The 14670-nt window shown below is 70.3% G+C and carries 15 protein-coding genes; 8 read left to right on the top strand and 7 right to left on the bottom strand.

The annotated features are described in order from the left end of the window. Positions 1-32 precede the first annotated feature (32 nt). From AC1DCT_RS04125 to AC1DCT_RS04115, 3 genes are all read left to right on the top strand, one after another. Entirely contained in the window at positions 33-2309 is a 2277-nt protein-coding gene (locus AC1DCT_RS04125; protein WP_440732128.1) for a polyribonucleotide nucleotidyltransferase, read from the top strand. Between the two features lie 200 nt (positions 2310-2509). After that, a complete protein-coding gene (locus AC1DCT_RS04120; protein WP_477427636.1) occupies positions 2510-3562 on the top strand; it encodes an aldo/keto reductase in 1053 nt (350 codons plus the stop codon). Between the two features lie 85 nt (positions 3563-3647). Further along, on the top strand, positions 3648-4250 hold the full coding sequence (locus tag AC1DCT_RS04115) for a histidine phosphatase family protein (protein WP_440732126.1): 603 nt from the start codon (positions 3648-3650) through the stop codon (positions 4248-4250). Between the two features lie 32 nt (positions 4251-4282). On the opposite strand, the gene AC1DCT_RS04110 is transcribed toward AC1DCT_RS04115, so the two are convergent. Together AC1DCT_RS04110 and AC1DCT_RS04105 are read right to left on the bottom strand one after the other, a co-directional pair. After that, positions 4283-4717, bottom strand: a complete 435-nt coding sequence (locus AC1DCT_RS04110; RefSeq protein WP_477427635.1) for a pyrimidine dimer DNA glycosylase/endonuclease V — start codon at positions 4715-4717, stop codon at positions 4283-4285. Continuing rightward, on the bottom strand, positions 4714-5190 hold the full coding sequence (locus tag AC1DCT_RS04105) for a GNAT family N-acetyltransferase (RefSeq protein WP_477427633.1): 477 nt from the start codon (positions 5188-5190) through the stop codon (positions 4714-4716). Before AC1DCT_RS04105 ends, AC1DCT_RS04110 begins: the two co-directional genes overlap by 4 nt. Before the next feature lie 125 nt (positions 5191-5315). Between AC1DCT_RS04105 and dapB the strand changes: the two genes are divergently transcribed. Continuing rightward, a complete protein-coding gene (dapB, locus tag AC1DCT_RS04100) occupies positions 5316-6062 on the top strand; it encodes a 4-hydroxy-tetrahydrodipicolinate reductase (protein WP_477427631.1) in 747 nt (248 codons plus the stop codon). Then, positions 6059-9229 (top strand): ATP-binding protein, encoded by a 3171-nt coding sequence (locus AC1DCT_RS04095; RefSeq protein ID WP_477427629.1) that lies wholly within the window; start codon positions 6059-6061, stop codon positions 9227-9229. Before dapB ends, AC1DCT_RS04095 begins: the two co-directional genes overlap by 4 nt. A 54-nt stretch (positions 9230-9283) precedes the next feature. On the opposite strand, the gene AC1DCT_RS04090 is transcribed toward AC1DCT_RS04095, so the two are convergent. Together AC1DCT_RS04090 and AC1DCT_RS04085 are read right to left on the bottom strand one after the other, a co-directional pair. Next, positions 9284-10114, bottom strand: coding sequence for an ABC transporter permease (locus AC1DCT_RS04090; RefSeq protein ID WP_477427627.1), 831 nt, complete (start codon positions 10112-10114; stop codon positions 9284-9286). Continuing rightward, the gene (locus tag AC1DCT_RS04085; protein WP_441976042.1) at positions 10111-11115 is read right to left on the bottom strand and encodes an ATP-binding cassette domain-containing protein; all 1005 of its coding nucleotides are present in this window, start codon (positions 11113-11115) and stop codon (positions 10111-10113) included. The genes AC1DCT_RS04090 and AC1DCT_RS04085 overlap by 4 nt, the downstream gene beginning before the upstream one ends. Before the next feature lie 155 nt (positions 11116-11270). Between AC1DCT_RS04085 and AC1DCT_RS04080 the strand changes: the two genes are divergently transcribed. Next, positions 11271-11705 carry a hypothetical protein gene (locus AC1DCT_RS04080; RefSeq protein ID WP_440732119.1) on the top strand — a complete coding sequence of 145 codons (435 nt, stop codon included), beginning with the start codon at positions 11271-11273 and terminating at the stop codon, positions 11703-11705. 77 nt (positions 11706-11782) lie between these two features. Here the strand turns inward: AC1DCT_RS04080 and AC1DCT_RS04075 are convergent, their stop codons facing one another. From AC1DCT_RS04075 to AC1DCT_RS04065, 3 genes are all read right to left on the bottom strand, one after another. After that, on the bottom strand, positions 11783-12208 hold the full coding sequence (locus AC1DCT_RS04075) for an OsmC family peroxiredoxin (protein WP_477427625.1): 426 nt from the start codon (positions 12206-12208) through the stop codon (positions 11783-11785). A gap of 67 nt (positions 12209-12275) precedes the next feature. Further along, positions 12276-12827, bottom strand: a complete 552-nt coding sequence (locus tag AC1DCT_RS04070; protein ID WP_477427623.1) for a DUF4395 domain-containing protein — start codon at positions 12825-12827, stop codon at positions 12276-12278. Next, a complete protein-coding gene (locus AC1DCT_RS04065; RefSeq protein ID WP_477427621.1) occupies positions 12824-13261 on the bottom strand; it encodes a TlpA family protein disulfide reductase in 438 nt (145 codons plus the stop codon). Before AC1DCT_RS04065 ends, AC1DCT_RS04070 begins: the two co-directional genes overlap by 4 nt. 120 nt (positions 13262-13381) lie before the next feature. Between AC1DCT_RS04065 and AC1DCT_RS04060 the strand changes: the two genes are divergently transcribed. After that, entirely contained in the window at positions 13382-14191 is an 810-nt protein-coding gene (locus tag AC1DCT_RS04060) for a thymidylate synthase (protein WP_440732115.1), read from the top strand. Beyond that, positions 14188-14664, top strand: coding sequence for a dihydrofolate reductase (locus AC1DCT_RS04055; RefSeq protein WP_440732114.1), 477 nt, complete (start codon positions 14188-14190; stop codon positions 14662-14664). The genes AC1DCT_RS04060 and AC1DCT_RS04055 overlap by 4 nt, the downstream gene beginning before the upstream one ends. Positions 14665-14670: the final 6 nt, after the last annotated feature.

Raw genomic sequence — 14670 nt, 5'->3', positions numbered from 1 at the left:
AGAGCGAGCCTAAACAAAGAAGGAGAGACCTCTTGGAAGGTCCTGAAATCACCGCTACTGAGGCCGTTCTCGACAACGGCCGCTTCGGCACCCGCACCGTCCGCTTCGAGACGGGCCGTCTCGCGCAGCAGGCGCAGGGCGCGGTCGCCGCTTACCTGGACGAGGAGACGATGCTCCTCTCCGCCACGAGCGCGGGCAAGTCGCCGCGTGAGGGCTTCGACTTCTTCCCGCTGACCGTCGACGTGGAGGAGCGCTCCTACGCTGCGGGCAAGATCCCCGGCTCGTTCTTCCGCCGCGAGGGCCGTCCCTCCACCGAGGCGATCCTCGTCTGCCGTCTGATCGACCGTCCGCTGCGTCCGTCGTTCGTCGACGGCTTGCGCAACGAGGTTCAGATCGTCATCACGGTGCTCTCGATCGCGCCCGGCGAGTACTACGACGCGCTCGCGATCAACGCCGCGTCCGCGTCGACCCAGATCTCGGGTCTGCCGTTCTCCGGCCCCGTCGCCGGTGTGCGCCTCGCGTTCATCCCCGGCCACGGTGAGCACGCAGACCAGTGGGTCGCGTTCCCGAACGCCGAGCAGGTCGAGCAGGCCGTCTTCGATCTCGTCGTCGCCGGCCGAGTCGTCACCAAGGGTGACGGCACCGAAGACGTCGCGATCATGATGGTCGAGGCCGAGGCCACCGAGGGCAGCTGGAACCTGATCAAGGCCGGCGCCACCAAGCCCAGCGAGGACATCGTCGCGCAGGGCCTCGAGGCCGCCAAGCCGTTCCTGAAGCAGCTCGTCGAGGCGCAGGCCCAGCTTGCCGCCACGGCGTCGAAGGAGCCGGGTGTGTACCCGGTCTTCCTGCCGTACAGCGAGGGCACGTACGACTTCGTGGCCGAGCGCGCCTACGCCGAGCTCGTCGACGTCTACCAGATCGCCGACAAGCAGGAGCGCCAGAACGCCGACGACGCGATCAAGGACCGCGTCAAGGGCGAGCTCGTCGCCGCCGTCGAGGCGGGCGAGCAGCCCGAGGTCGCGCTCAGCGAGTTCTCCGCCGCCTACAAGTCGGTCACGAAGAAGATCGTGCGCGGCCGCATCCTCACCGAGGGCGTGCGCATCGACGGTCGCGGTCTGGCGGACATCCGTCCGCTCGACGCCGAGGTGCAGGTCATCCCGCGCGTGCACGGCTCCGCGATCTTCCAGCGCGGCGAGACCCAGATCCTGGGCGTCACCACGCTGAACATGCTCAAGATGGAGCAGCAGATCGACTCGCTGTCCCCGACGACGAGCAAGCGCTACATGCACCACTACAACTTCCCGCCCTACTCGACCGGTGAGACCGGCCGCGTGGGTTCGCCGAAGCGTCGCGAGATCGGGCACGGCTTCCTCGCCGAGCGCGCGCTCGTGCCGGTGCTGCCGACCCGCGAGGAGTTCCCGTACGCGATCCGTCAGGTGTCCGAGGCGCTGAGCTCCAACGGATCCACCTCGATGGGCTCCGTCTGCGCCTCCACCCTGTCGCTGCTGAACGCGGGTGTGCCGCTGCGCGCACCGGTTGCCGGCATCGCGATGGGCCTCGTGTCCGACCAGGTCGACGGTGAGACCCGCTACGCGGCGCTCACCGACATCCTCGGCGCCGAGGACGCGCTGGGCGACATGGACTTCAAGGTCGCCGGAACGAGCGAGTTCGTCACGGCGATCCAGCTGGACACGAAGCTCGACGGCATCCCCTCCGAGGTGCTCGCCGGCGCGCTGACCCAGGCCAAGGAGGCACGCCTCACGATCCTCAACGTGCTGAACGCCGCGATCGACAGCCCCGACGAGATGGCGCCGACCGCGCCGCGCGTGATCAGCGTGCAGATCCCGGTCGACAAGATCGGCGAGCTGATCGGCCCGAAGGGCAAGACGATCAACGCGATCCAGGACGAGACCGGCGCGCAGATCTCCATCGAGGAGGACGGCACCGTCTACATCGGCGCGACCGACGGCCCCTCGGCCGAGGCGGCCCGTGCGCAGGTCAACGCGATCGCCAACCCCACCAACCCTGAGGTCGGCGAGCAGTTCCTGGGCACGGTCGTGAAGATCGCGACCTTCGGCGCGTTCGTCTCCCTGCTCCCGGGCAAGGACGGCCTGCTGCACGTCACCGAGGTGCGCAAGCTCGCCGGTGGCAAGCGCGTGGAGAACGTCGACGACGTGCTCTCCGTCGGCCAGAAGATCCTCGTGAAGATCACGAAGATCGACGACCGCGGCAAGCTCTCGCTCGAGCCCGTGATCGACGAGGCTCCGGCAGAGGCGGCCGAGCCCGCCGCTGAGGTCGCCGAGGTCTGATCCTCCGCCGGAAGGCCCGTCGTGTCCGCCGAAAGGAGGACACGACGGGCCTTCCGTGGTTTTCGTGACCGAACCGTTACGCATTGTTCTCCTCCTGGCCGTCTCAATGAACGGAAGCGTCCGAGGCCTCCTTTACTCTCTAAGGGACGCACCGGGGGGTGCGTCTCAGAAACCAACGCAGCAGACACGGGGGTGATCGCATGCGTCTCTTCAGCGTCGGATCCGGAATCGGGTCCGCACTCGGTAGCGCCGTACCTGCGGTCACCAGCGCGCCCGCGGTCGTCACACCGCACCCGTCCGCGCCGATCCCGGTGGTCGGACCCGGCATCGGAACCTCCCTGCGCGTTCCCCTCGCGGAGACCGGCATCCGTTCCTTCCCGCTCATCCTCGGCGGCGCCGAGTTCGGCTGGAACACCGACGCCGACACCGCGCTGCACATCCTCGATCGCTACGCCGAGTTCGGCGGCAACGCCGTGCACACGGCCGACAGCTTCGCCGCAGGACGCAGCGAGCACATCATCGGCCGGTGGCTCGCCACGCGGGGCAACCGCGACGACATCGTCCTGAGCGTGCGCGTCGGCGGTCACCCCGACAACCCGGGCATCGGACCGGTGAACCTGGTGCGCGCTGTGGAAGCGTCGCTGACCCGCCTCGGAGTCGAGCGCATCGATGTGCTCTACCTCGACGGCACGATCGACGACGGCAGCGCCCTCGAAGACACGCTGGCCACGGCCGAATGGCTCGTCGAGGCCGGCAAGGTGCGGGCACTCGGTGCCTTCGGCTTCACCGCCGAGCGTCTCGTCGAAGCACGCATCCTGTCCTCCGCGGGCTATCCGCGCATCGAAGTGCTGGACGTGCCGTACAACCTGATGCGCCGGGCAGGGTTCGAAGGCGATCTCCGCCTCGTCGCTGCGGCGCAGGGGCTGGCCGTCACACCGTCGCACGCCCTCGAGCATGGGTTCCTCTCCGGCAGGCACCGCACCAAGCAGTCGCTGCAGGGTGTGCGCGGCATGCAGCTGCGCGGCAACATCAACCGTCGCGGCATCAAGGTGCTGCGGGCGCTCGACATCGCCGCCTCGGAGCTGCAGGTTCCGGTCGCGGCCGTCGCGATCGCCTGGCTGCTGGCCCAGCGCACGATCACGGCACCCATCGTGAACGCCTTCGCCACTGAGCAGGTCGACGAGCTCATGCAAGGCGCGGGCGTGGCTCTGGGCCGTGCGCAGCTGGCCGAGCTCACCCGCGCGGCGAGCTGACCCGACTCGGTGGGTGGGCCGTGTCCGATCTGTGACATAGGCTGGAAGCACCCCGGCCACGGAGCCGGAGACGAGGCGAGCGGTTGTGACGCATTACATCTATCTGGTCCGGCACGGCGAGCATCAGGACGCCGAGCACGGTCTGGCCGACGGACCCCTCTCACCGCGCGGACGTCGTCAGGCCGAGCACATCGCCGACCGCCTGTCCGGCCTCCCGCTGGACGCGATCTGGCATTCTCCGCTGCTGCGCGCCGCCGAGACGGCCCGTGCGATCTCGGAGCGGATCCCCTCGGTCGAAGCTGAGCCGTCGGCGCTGCTGTTCGACTGCGTGCCCACCGGCATGACGGAGGAGACGCCGGCCGTCTTCGAGCCTTTCTTCGGATCCATCACCGACGCGGAGATCGAAGCCGGTCGGGCGCAGATGGGCGACGCCGTGAACGAGTTCCTGGTGCGCAAGCCCGGAGACGTGCATGAGGTTCTCATCACGCACAACTTCGTCATCAGCTGGTTCGTGCGCGAAGTGCTGGAAGCCCCGGAGTGGCGCTGGATGACGCTGAACCAGGCCAACTGCGGCCTGACCGTCATCTCGCAGAAGCAGGGCCGCCCGTGGAGTCTGGTCGCGCACAACGACCTGAGCCACCTCCCCATGGAGCTGCGCACCGGTCTGCCGGATCCGCTCCTGGTCTGAACCGACGTGCCGGGACCGGGGTCGAGTGGCGTTCAGCCGATCCTTTCCCAGTCCGCGATCGGACCCTCGACGACCGTGAACAGCGGATGCGGGTCCGGCTGCGGGGTCGTGCGCCATCGCTCCCAGAGTTCCGGGTTGCGCACCTCGAGCTTGCGGAGCAGGTGCCCCCACTCGTACTCGAGCTGGCCGCGTGCCACCGGGATCCGTTCGACCGGACCGGTCTTGAGGATCTTCTCACGCGCGAAACGGTAGCCTCGGGCGTCGGCTTCATCGACGATGGCGGCGAGGTAGTCGCCGATCGCAGCGAGGGAATCCCTCGTCTCCCGGAAACGCTGGAGCTGCGGGTGGTGCGCATAGCCGCGGCGGGTCGGATCCGCGATCACCGCCTGGGCGAGCAGGCCTTCGCGCCAGCACGCCGTCAGCGCCTGCCGGTCGTAATACCGCGGGTGCACCGACCACAGCCTCATGCCTGCTCCAGATCCTTGCGGTACCACCGGGTCGCGTTGGGATTGTCGTTGTAGCGCGGGATCTCGGCGAAGCCGCTGTTGCGGTACAGGTGCCCCGCCGCTTCGAGCGTGTGGTGCGTGTCGAGCACGAGCGCGCGGGCGCCGAATCCACGGGCGCGGTGCTCCAACTCGTCCAGCAGCAGCCGGCCCCAGCCGCGGCCCCGGGTCTCCGGGCGCAGGAACACGTGCTTGATCTCGAACACGTCGGTCTCGCCCTCGGGCATCGCGACGCGGCGGATTCCGCCGCAGCCGACGATCGCGTCTTCGTCTTCGAGCAGGAGGAAGACGCCATCCGGATCCTGGAACGCCGCCGCCGTCGGAAACGTGGGGGAGTAGGCGCCGCCGGGGAACTCCGCCGCGCGCAGGGTGAAGTAGTCGACCAGCACGGCGTGGGCGTCGTCGTCCTCCGGGGAGGCGATGCGGAACGTGGGCATGATCCGACGGTAATCGATGCCGCGGGTCGGGCGGCCCGGACGCGTCGAGGGGGTCGGAGACTTGCCGCATCGGAAACCGTGACGACCGTGGGATCCGCGTCGGAAGCGCTGAATAGACTGTGGACATGACGACGCGCGTGGCCCTGGTGGGCGCCTCCGGCAAGCTCGGCACCATCATCGGCGACGTGATCTCGCACCTCGACGGATTCCAACTCGGCGCGGTGCTCGGATCGAACAGCACCATGGACGAGCTCGACGGCGCGGACCTCGTGGTCGACGCGACCACCCCGGCCTCCAGCGTCGAGATCGTGCGTGCCGCGACGGATCGGGGCATCAACCTCCTCGTCGCGACGTCCGGATGGTCCGCAGATCGCATCGCCCAGGTCCGTCCGGCCATCGATGACGCCGGCACCGGGGCGCTGTTCGTGCCCAACTTCTCGATGGGATCCGTGCTCGGCACGGCCCTGGCCGCTCTCGCCGCGCCGTTCTTCGGATCCGTGGAGATCATCGAAGCGCACCAGCACACCAAGATCGACTCGCCCAGCGGCACAGCCGTGCGCACCGCCGAGCTCATCGCGGCCGCACGGGCCGAGCAGGGCCCTGTGGACGCGCCGCACGTCGACCAGCGCGCCCGCGGGCAGCAGGTGGCGAGCGTGCCCGTGCACTCGCTGCGGCGCCCGGGTGTGATCGCGAAGCAGGAGGTCATCCTCTCCGGCCCCGGCGAGTCGCTGTCGATCGTGCACGACACCGTGCAGTCCGCCGCGGCGTACGCCCCGGGGATCCGCCTCGCGCTGCCCTATGCGCGCGACCTGCGCGGCGTGGTCGTCGGCCTGGAGAACGTGATCGATCTGGGGATCCGGCCGCGCGCATGACCGCGCGCATCGGCGTGCTCGGCCCGGTGCGGATCGCTGATCGCGACGCCGGCGGCACCCCCATGCGCGCGCTGCTGGCGGCGCTCGTGCTCGCCGGCACCGGCACCACCCGCTCCGTGCCTGCGCTGGCGGCCGAGGTCTGGGGCGACGACCAGCCGCAGAATCCGAAGGCGGCGCTGCAGACCCTCGTCTCGCGGGCCAGGGCGTTGGCCGGCTCCGACGCCATCGCGAGTGCGCCGGGAGGCTATACGCTCGGCACCGACGACACCGACTTGCACACCGCACGCCGGTTGCGTGCCGAGGCGGAGACGCTCAGCGACGGCGATCCCGACCGCATCCGGCTGCTGGGAGAGGCGATCGGACTGTGGCGCGGCGAACCGGGCGTCGACCTGGGCGACGCGCCGATCGCAGATGATCTCGCGGCCGAGTCCGGCGAGCTGCGCGACGCGCTGCAGCGCGACCTGGCGGCGTCGCTCGTGAGCGCGGGGCGCTCCCATGAGGCGGTTGCGATCCTGTCGGAGCTCGCGGCCGCACGTCCGTTCGACGAGACGGCTCAGGCGGAGCTGATGTCGGCGCTCGCGGCCGACGATCGCGCGGCGGAAGCCCTTGCGGTGTTCGCCCGGCTGCGCGCCGCGCTGGCCGAGCACCTGGGTGCATCGCCGGGACCCGCCGTCACCGAGCTCAACGCGCAGCTGCTGCGTGACCAGGACAGTGGGCCACGCGTGCGTATCGGCGTACAGGCCGCGCCCAACGAGCTCATCGGCCGCGAGGACGCGATGCGCCAGGCGGGCGCGCTGCTCGCCATCGCCCGCGCCGTGACGATCGTCGGCCCTGGCGGGCTCGGTAAGACGCGGCTCGCGCACGCACTCGCCGCCGGATCGCGCGTCGACGTGGTCGCTGTGGTCCCGCTCGCCGGCGTCCGCGACGACGCCGGCGTTCCGATCGCGATCGCCGCGGCCCTCGGCATCAGCGAGGCGGCGCCGGGTGCTCGACTGTCCGAGACCCACGTGCGTCCCGACCTGCGGGCCAGGATCGTGGCCGTCCTGAACGAGCGGCCCGCCCTTCTCGTGCTGGACAACTGCGAGCAGGTTATCGACGGCGTCGCGGCATGGACGGCGGATCTGCTGCAGGCGGTGCCTGCGCTGCGCGTGCTGACCACGAGCCGCACCCCGCTGGCGATCGGTGCGGAGCGGATCCTCGTCCTCGACCCGCTCGGGATCGCCGCGGATCCGGACGCTCCGGCGGTGCGGCTGTTCGCCGAACGGGCCGAGGCGGTCCGACCGGGCGTCATGCTCGATGCCGACTCCGTGGCGCGGCTGTGCGCGCATCTGGACGGATTGCCGCTCGCGATCGAGCTCGCAGCCGCACGAGTGCGCACCATGTCGCTCGCCGAGCTCGAGGACCGCCTGGCGGACCGGTTCGCCCTGCTGACTTCGGGAGACCGCGCTGCTCCGGAGCGGCATCGCACCCTCGAGGCCGTGATCGGCTGGAGTTGGGATCTGCTCGATGCCGAGGCGCAGCGGGCGCTCGCGACGCTGTCGTTCCTGCCCGGCGGCTTCTCGGCGCATACCGCGACCGCGATCCTCGGCGCACCTGCCGACGACGTGCTGGACCGCCTCGCCGCGCAGTCGCTGCTGGTCGTGACCGAGAGCGGTGCACGGGTGCGCTTCCGGATGCTGGAGACCGTGCGCGAGTTCGGGCTCGCCAGGCTCGCCGATGCCGGCGAGGAGGACGCAGCGTGGACCGCGGTGACACGGTGGGCGGCGGAGTTCGTGGGTGAACGGCTCACCTCCGGCGCGATCTTCCCCAGCGGCGTCACGGCCGAAGCGCACGGCGACATCGGCCAGGAGCATGACAATCTCGTGTTCGTGCTGCACCGGCTGTTCGGCGAGGATCGGGAACAGGAGGCGCTGCGACTGTTCGCCCTCATCGGACCCAGCTGGTTCATGCGCGGGGCGTTCAGCGAGGTCTTCGCGTTCCGGGTCGTGGTGATCGAGGCCGCACAACGGCTGTGGAGCGCAGGACGGAACGACGAGGAGCTCGATTGCGACATCGTCGTGATCGCGCTCGTCATGGCCACGCTCGGCAGCCTGGCGATGGATGACCGGCGGGCCCTGCGCGCGCTCGCGCTGCTGCGCCTCTGGGAGCGCAGAGCCGGTGGTGCGATCAGCGCGGCGTGGCGAGCGCTCGTCGTCGTGATGACCGCGTCGCGGGATCAGCAGCACGTCGAGCAGCAGCTGAAGGCGATGCGGTCATCCGATGATCGCCGCTCCCGGCTGATGGCCGAGATGCTGCTGGCGCACTTCTCGGAGAACCGGGGCGATCCCGACGAGGCGCTGATCGCGGCGCAGGCGGCGTGGAGTCTCGCGAACGACAGCGGTGAGCGCTGGGCGGCGGCCACCGCCGCGGATGCAGCCGCGCAGCTGGCGAGTCAGTCCGCACGCCCGGCGGAGGCGCTGATGTGGCTCGACCGCGCAGCCGCGATCTTCGCGGAGTTCGACGCGGTCGACGCGCTGCGGCAGCAGAAGTGGGTGCGCGGCGCGGCGTTGCTGGCACTCGGCCGGATCGAGGAGTCGGATGCGCTGTTCCGCAGTCTCGTGACCAGCCGCGAGCTCAGCCAGGACGGGCTCGAGCTGGCGTCCATCGGCTGGTACGGGCTCGGTGCGGTCCACCTGCAGGCGGGCGAGCAGACCGAGGCCTTCGACGCCTTCGCACGGGGGCTCGCACACTTCTCCTCGTCCTCGCAGCGGCGCTCGCCGTGGTTTCTCATGGCGATCGCGGGCTACGTCAGCGCGCGTGCCCGGGTGCCGGGCGCCGACCCCGCCGACCTCGCGCGATGGGTCCGCCGGATGCGCGGCCGGATGATCGCCGGCTGGCGGATGCGTCCGGAGCTCACCGACAGCCCCGTGCTCGGCACCGTGCTGGTCGGATGGGCGGCGTGGGCGCTGCAGGATCCGGCGTTGCGCGATCGCGCGGTCGAGGCCTTGGGTGTCGCCGAGGCGCTCGGCGCGCGGCAGGATCTGCCGACCCTGCGCCTGGACGGGCATTTCGCCGAGGCGACGCGAATCTGCGGGCGGGCCGCCGTTGAGGCCGCGCGCCATGCGGCCAGGGAGCTGTCGCTCTCCGGCCGCGTCGATCGGGCGTTCGCCCTGCTGCGCGGGCGCTGAGCACGACGAAGGGGCGTCCTCTTCGGAGGACGCCCCTTCGTGCCGGATCCGGGATCAGGCCTTGCGCATGTACGCCTTGACGGTGAGCGGGGCGAACACGGCCACGATCACGGCGGCGCCGAGCAGCGACATCCACAGATCGACGCCCACCGTGCCGCTGTCGGCGAGGTTGCGCACCGCGGTGACCAGGTGGGAGACCGGGTTGATGTTCACGAACCACTGCAGCCAGCCCGGCATGGTGTCCACCGGCACGAACGCGTTGGAGAGGAACGTGAGCGGGAACAGGATGATCATCGAGATCCCCTGGACGCTCGACGCGGTGCGGGCGATGACGCCGGCGAAGGCGAAGATCCAGCTGATCGCCCAGGCGCACACGATCACGAGCACGGCCGCCGCGATCACGGCGCCGATCCCGCCGGCAGGACGGTAGCCCATCAGGAAGCCCATCACGAACGTCAGGACCGTGGCGATGCCGTAGCGGACCGTGTCCGCCAGCAGCGCTCCGGAGAGGGGCGCGATGCGCGCGATGGGCAGGGAGCGGAACCGGTCGAACACGCCCTTGTCCATGTCCTCGCGCAATTGGACTCCCGTCACGACCGACGTGGTGATCACGGTCTGCACGAGGATCCCCGGGATGATCACCGGGAGGTAGTTCGAGACGTTGCCGGAGATCGCGCCGCCGAAGATGTATGTGAACATCAGGGTGAACAGGATCGGCTGCACGGTCACGTCGAACAGCTGCTCCGGCGTCCGCCGGATCTTGATCAGACCGCGGGCGGCCATGGTGAGGGTGTTGCGCAGGGTCAGGGACAGGCTCGCGCGCGGGCTCAGCCGACGCTCGGCTGCGGGGACGATACGGCCGGCGGTGGGGGCGAGGGTGGTCATGCGCGGACCTCCTGGAACGGTGCGGAGACGGGATCGGCGGCAGGCGCCTCGTCGGCCGTGTGGCCGGTGATCGTGAGGAACACCTCGTCGAGCGTGGGCTTCTGGACGCTCATCTCGGTGAGGCCGATGCCGGCCTCGCGGAACGTGATGAGCAGATCGGCGATGCGGTCGGGATCCGCCATCGGGGCGGTGATCCGGGACGCTTCAGGGGAGAGGACGCCGCGGACGCCGAGGGTCTGCTCGATCGCGCGCAGGGCGTCGTCGGTGTCGGCAGCATCCCGGACGCGCAGCTGCAGCGACGAGGTGCCGACCGAGGCCTTGAGATCGTCGGGGGTGCCCTCGGCGACGACCTTCCCGCGGTCGATCACGGCGATCCGGTCGGCGAGCTGATCGGCCTCGTCGAGGTACTGGGTGGTGAGCAGCACCGTGGATCCGGTGCTGACGAGCTCGCGGATCGTGTCCCACATCTGTCCGCGCGTGCGGGGATCGAGACCGGTGGTGGGCTCATCGAGGAAGATCAGCGGGGGCTGCGCGAGGAGGGATGCGGCGAGGTCGAGTCGGCGTCGCATGCCGCCCGAGAAGTTCTTCAGCGGTCGCTTCGCCGCCTCGGTCAGACCGAAGCGCTCGAGCAGATCGGCGGACTTGGCCCTCGCGGCGGTGCGGCTCAGCCCGAGCAGCCGGGCGAAGATCATGAGATTCTCGGTGGCGGACAGCGTCTCGTCGACCGAGGCGAACTGCCCGGTCACGCCGATGAGCTGTCGCACGATGTGCGGCTCGCGTACGACGTCGTGCCCGAACACGCGGCCGGTGCCGCCGTCCGGACGCAGCAGTGTCGCGAGCATGTTGATGGTGGTCGTCTTTCCGGCGCCGTTGGGGCCGAGGACACCGTAGACGGCGCCGGTGCGCACCTGCAGGTCGACGCCGTCGACCGCGCGGTTCGCTCCGAACACCTTCACGAGTCCGTCGGCCTCGAGGGCCCAGTCGGTGGTGGGATTCGTCATGCTCCGAGCATCGGCGGCACCGCTTTCGGAGCACTGTCGTGGTGCTGTCGTCCGCTTTCCGGCACGGTCCTGCGGTGCGCGCCGGTATGGACCGCGCGCGGGAGGCGAGGGCCGCAGCCGTCGGCCGGGACGGCCCGCCGACTTAGGATGAAGGGATGGGATCCCGGATCGGCGTCGTGGTCATGGCCGCGCTTCTCGTGCTGTACATCGCGCTCGTCGGCTGGCGTGCGGTGGTGCTGCTGGGGTCCGGCCAGGCTCTCGGAATCACCATGGGCGTCGCTCTGCTCGTCATGCCGTTGATCGGGGCCTGGGCCCTGGTGCGCGAGCTGCAGTTCGGCCTTGCCGCCGATCGGCTCGGCCGCACGCTGGACGGCGAGGGCGGGATGCCCGAGGCGCCGGAGCACCTGCGCTCGAACGGACGACTCCTTCCCGACGACGCCGACCGCCTGCTCGCAGAGTACGGCTCGGCGGCTGCCGAGGAGCCGGGGGACTGGCGCGCACAGTACCGGCTCGGCGTGGTGCACGATGCGGCGGGGCACCGCAAGGATGCCCGCGCCGCGATCCGCGCGGCGATCCGCCTGGCCAAGTAGCTCCGGCACGCCCGGGGCCCGATATGCGAACGGCCGCATCCCCCGGGGGACGCGGCCGCTCGGCGGGACGGCGAGCCTCAGGCCAGGGTCGCCTCGAGGGTGATCTCGATGCCGGAAAGCGCCGCGGAGACGGGGCAGCCGACCTTGGCCTCCTGCGCGAGGCGCTGGAAGGTCTCCGCGTCGAGGCCGGGCACCGAGGCGTTCACGTTGAGGTGGCTGCCGGTGATGCCGACGCCGGGCTTGAAGGTCACCGACGCGGTGGTGTTCACGCGCTCGGCGGGGGTGCCGTTGCCTGCCAGGGCGTGGGAGAGCGCCATGCTGAAGCAGGACGAGTGCGCGGCGGCGATGAGCTCCTCGGGAGTGGTCGTCGTGTCGGAGCCCTCCGAGCGCGCCTTCCAGTTGATGGGGAACGTGCCCAGGTGCGAGGAGGAGAAGGAAACGGATCCCTCACCCTCGATGAGACTTCCGGTCCACGTGGCTGCGGCTTCGCTGGTGATGGACATGGGGATCCTCCGATCGGGGTGGGTGAGGTGCCAGCCTATCGATCGGCCCGCAGCGGAACCTCGCTTTTCAGGGAAGTCTCGGCGTGCGGCCCAGGATCCCGGCGCGCTGCAGCAGCAGATAGAGCTGGCAGCCGAGGCACAGTCCGAACGCGGCGTTCAGGAAGGCGGCGACGAACGCCATCGCGGTGGCGATCGGCAGCGCCCACGGCACGCCGAGCAGGTGCAGGATCAGGCCGACCGTGACCACGAACAGGCCCACGCCCTGGGCGAATCGGGGCGGACGCGGGTCCTCGAGCGCGAACGGCGGGGCCAGGCGCGGACGCACGAGCGTGCGGAACAGCACGCCCCACGGCTGCGTGCGCGGGGAGAGCACGCCCCACAGGAACAGGGCGGCGATCACCAGGGTGAGCAGGAACGCGGGCTGGGTCGCGCGGTAGGCGAGCACGGATCCTGGCGTGAAGGTATTCGCGAGCGGCTGATAGGCGAACCAGCCGAACTGAGCGGTCGTCGGCTGTGAAGCCTCGACCAGCCCCAGCACGGTCGCGATGAGCAGCAGGGCGGACGTGATCCACGCGGCGAAGCGCGGACCGCGCGGGTCGATGCCGGCGGGAGCGGTCATGCGGAGGCCTCCTGGAGGTCGTCGGCGCCGTCGAGCGCCGAGAGCACGGCGGCCCGAGTGGGCACGCCGGTGAAGCGGGATCGGATCCGGCCCTCCGGATCGACGATGAAGGTCGTCGGGGTGGACAGCACCTTGTAGCGGGTGGCGAGGTCGGAGCGGGAGGTGAGGTCCACCTCGGCGTGCACGACGCCCTCGCGTTCGGCGGCGACGGATCCGAGCATGCGCCGCACCTGCGGGCAGCGCGCGCAGAACTCGGTGCTGAACTGCACCAGTGTCGCCTGCGCGCCCAGGGGGCGCATGAGATCGGCGGGATCCACGTGCCGGTCGCCGCGCACGGTCACCGCGCGGCCGTCCCGCCCGCGCAGCAGAACGCCGGCGAGCACGGTCGCCGCGAGCAGAGCGGCGACCACGACGAGCGCGATCGGCAGGGACATGGTCCGAGGCTACGTCTGGAAAAGGCGCTGGGGTCGGATATGACGGTTCGAGTCCGCGCCCCGGCTCCCGGAGCCCGTCGGACGGCCCGGCTGTCCGCCGCCGCCGGTACGCTGAAAACCATGAGCGCCGCGATCCCCACGCCGTACGAAGACCTGCTCCGCGACGTGCTGGCCAGCGGCACGCACAAAGACGATCGCACCGGCACGGGCACGACGAGCGTGTTCGGCCGGCAGATCCGCTTCGACCTGTCGCAGGGCTTCCCGCTCATCACCACCAAGCGCGTGCACTTCAAGTCGATCGCGTACGAGCTGCTGTGGTTCCTCCGCGGCGACTCGAACGTGCGCTGGCTGCAGGAGAACGGCGTCACCATCTGGGACGAGTGGGCCGACGCCGACGGCGATCTCGGTCCGGTCTACGGCGTGCAGTGGCGCTCCTGGCCGACGCCGGACGGCGGGCACATCGACCAGCTGCAGCAGGTGATCGACCAGATCCGGAACTCCCCGGACTCCCGCCGCATCATCGTGTCGGCGTGGAACCCGGCCGACATCCCCGACATGGCGCTCGCGCCCTGCCATGCGCTGTTCCAGTTCTACGTGGCGGACGGAAAACTGTCCTGCCAGCTCTACCAGCGCAGCGCCGACCTGTTCCTCGGGGTGCCCTTCAACATCGCCTCGTACGCGCTGCTCACGCTCATGGTCGCGCAGCAGACCGGCCTCGAGCCGGGCGACTTCGTGTGGACCGGTGGAGACTGCCACATCTACGACAACCACGTCGCGCAGGTGCAGGAGCAGCTCACCCGCGAGCCGTATCCGTACCCGACCCTGCGGATCACGCGGAAGCCGGAGTCGATCTTCGACTACGCATACGAGGACTTCGTGGTCGAGGACTATCAGCACCACCCCGCTATCCGCGCGGCGGTCGCGGTATGACTCGGATCGGACTGATCTGGGCCGAGGCGCATGGCGGAGTGATCGGGGCCGGCGGCGCGATGCCGTGGCACGTTCCTGAGGACCTCGCGCACTTCAAGGAGATCACCCTGGGTGCGCCTGTCGTCATGGGGCGCCGCACCTGGGAGTCGTTGCCGGAGCGGTTCCGCCCGTTGCCCGGCCGTGAGAACATCGTGATCACCCGGCAGGCCGACTGGGCCGCCGATGGCGCCCGCCGCGCGGCGTCGATCGCCGACGCGCTCGCCGGACTCGAGGAGACCTGGGTGATCGGCGGTGGCGAGATCTTCCGCGAGGTGGTCGGCGAGGCCGATCGTCTGGAGGTGACCGAGCTCGATCTGGACGTGCCCGGAGACGCTTTCGCCCCTTCGCGCAAGGGCTTCCGCCTGGTCTCCGAGGGGGAGTGGCAGACCAGCAGGACCGGGATCCGCTTCCGCTTCCTCGGCTACCAGCGCTGACCGCAT

Source organism: Microbacterium sp. 10L49, from assembly GCF_056395125.1.
The sequence above is the reverse complement of the archived record's forward strand: the minus strand, read 5'-3'. Positions and strand labels throughout refer to the sequence as shown.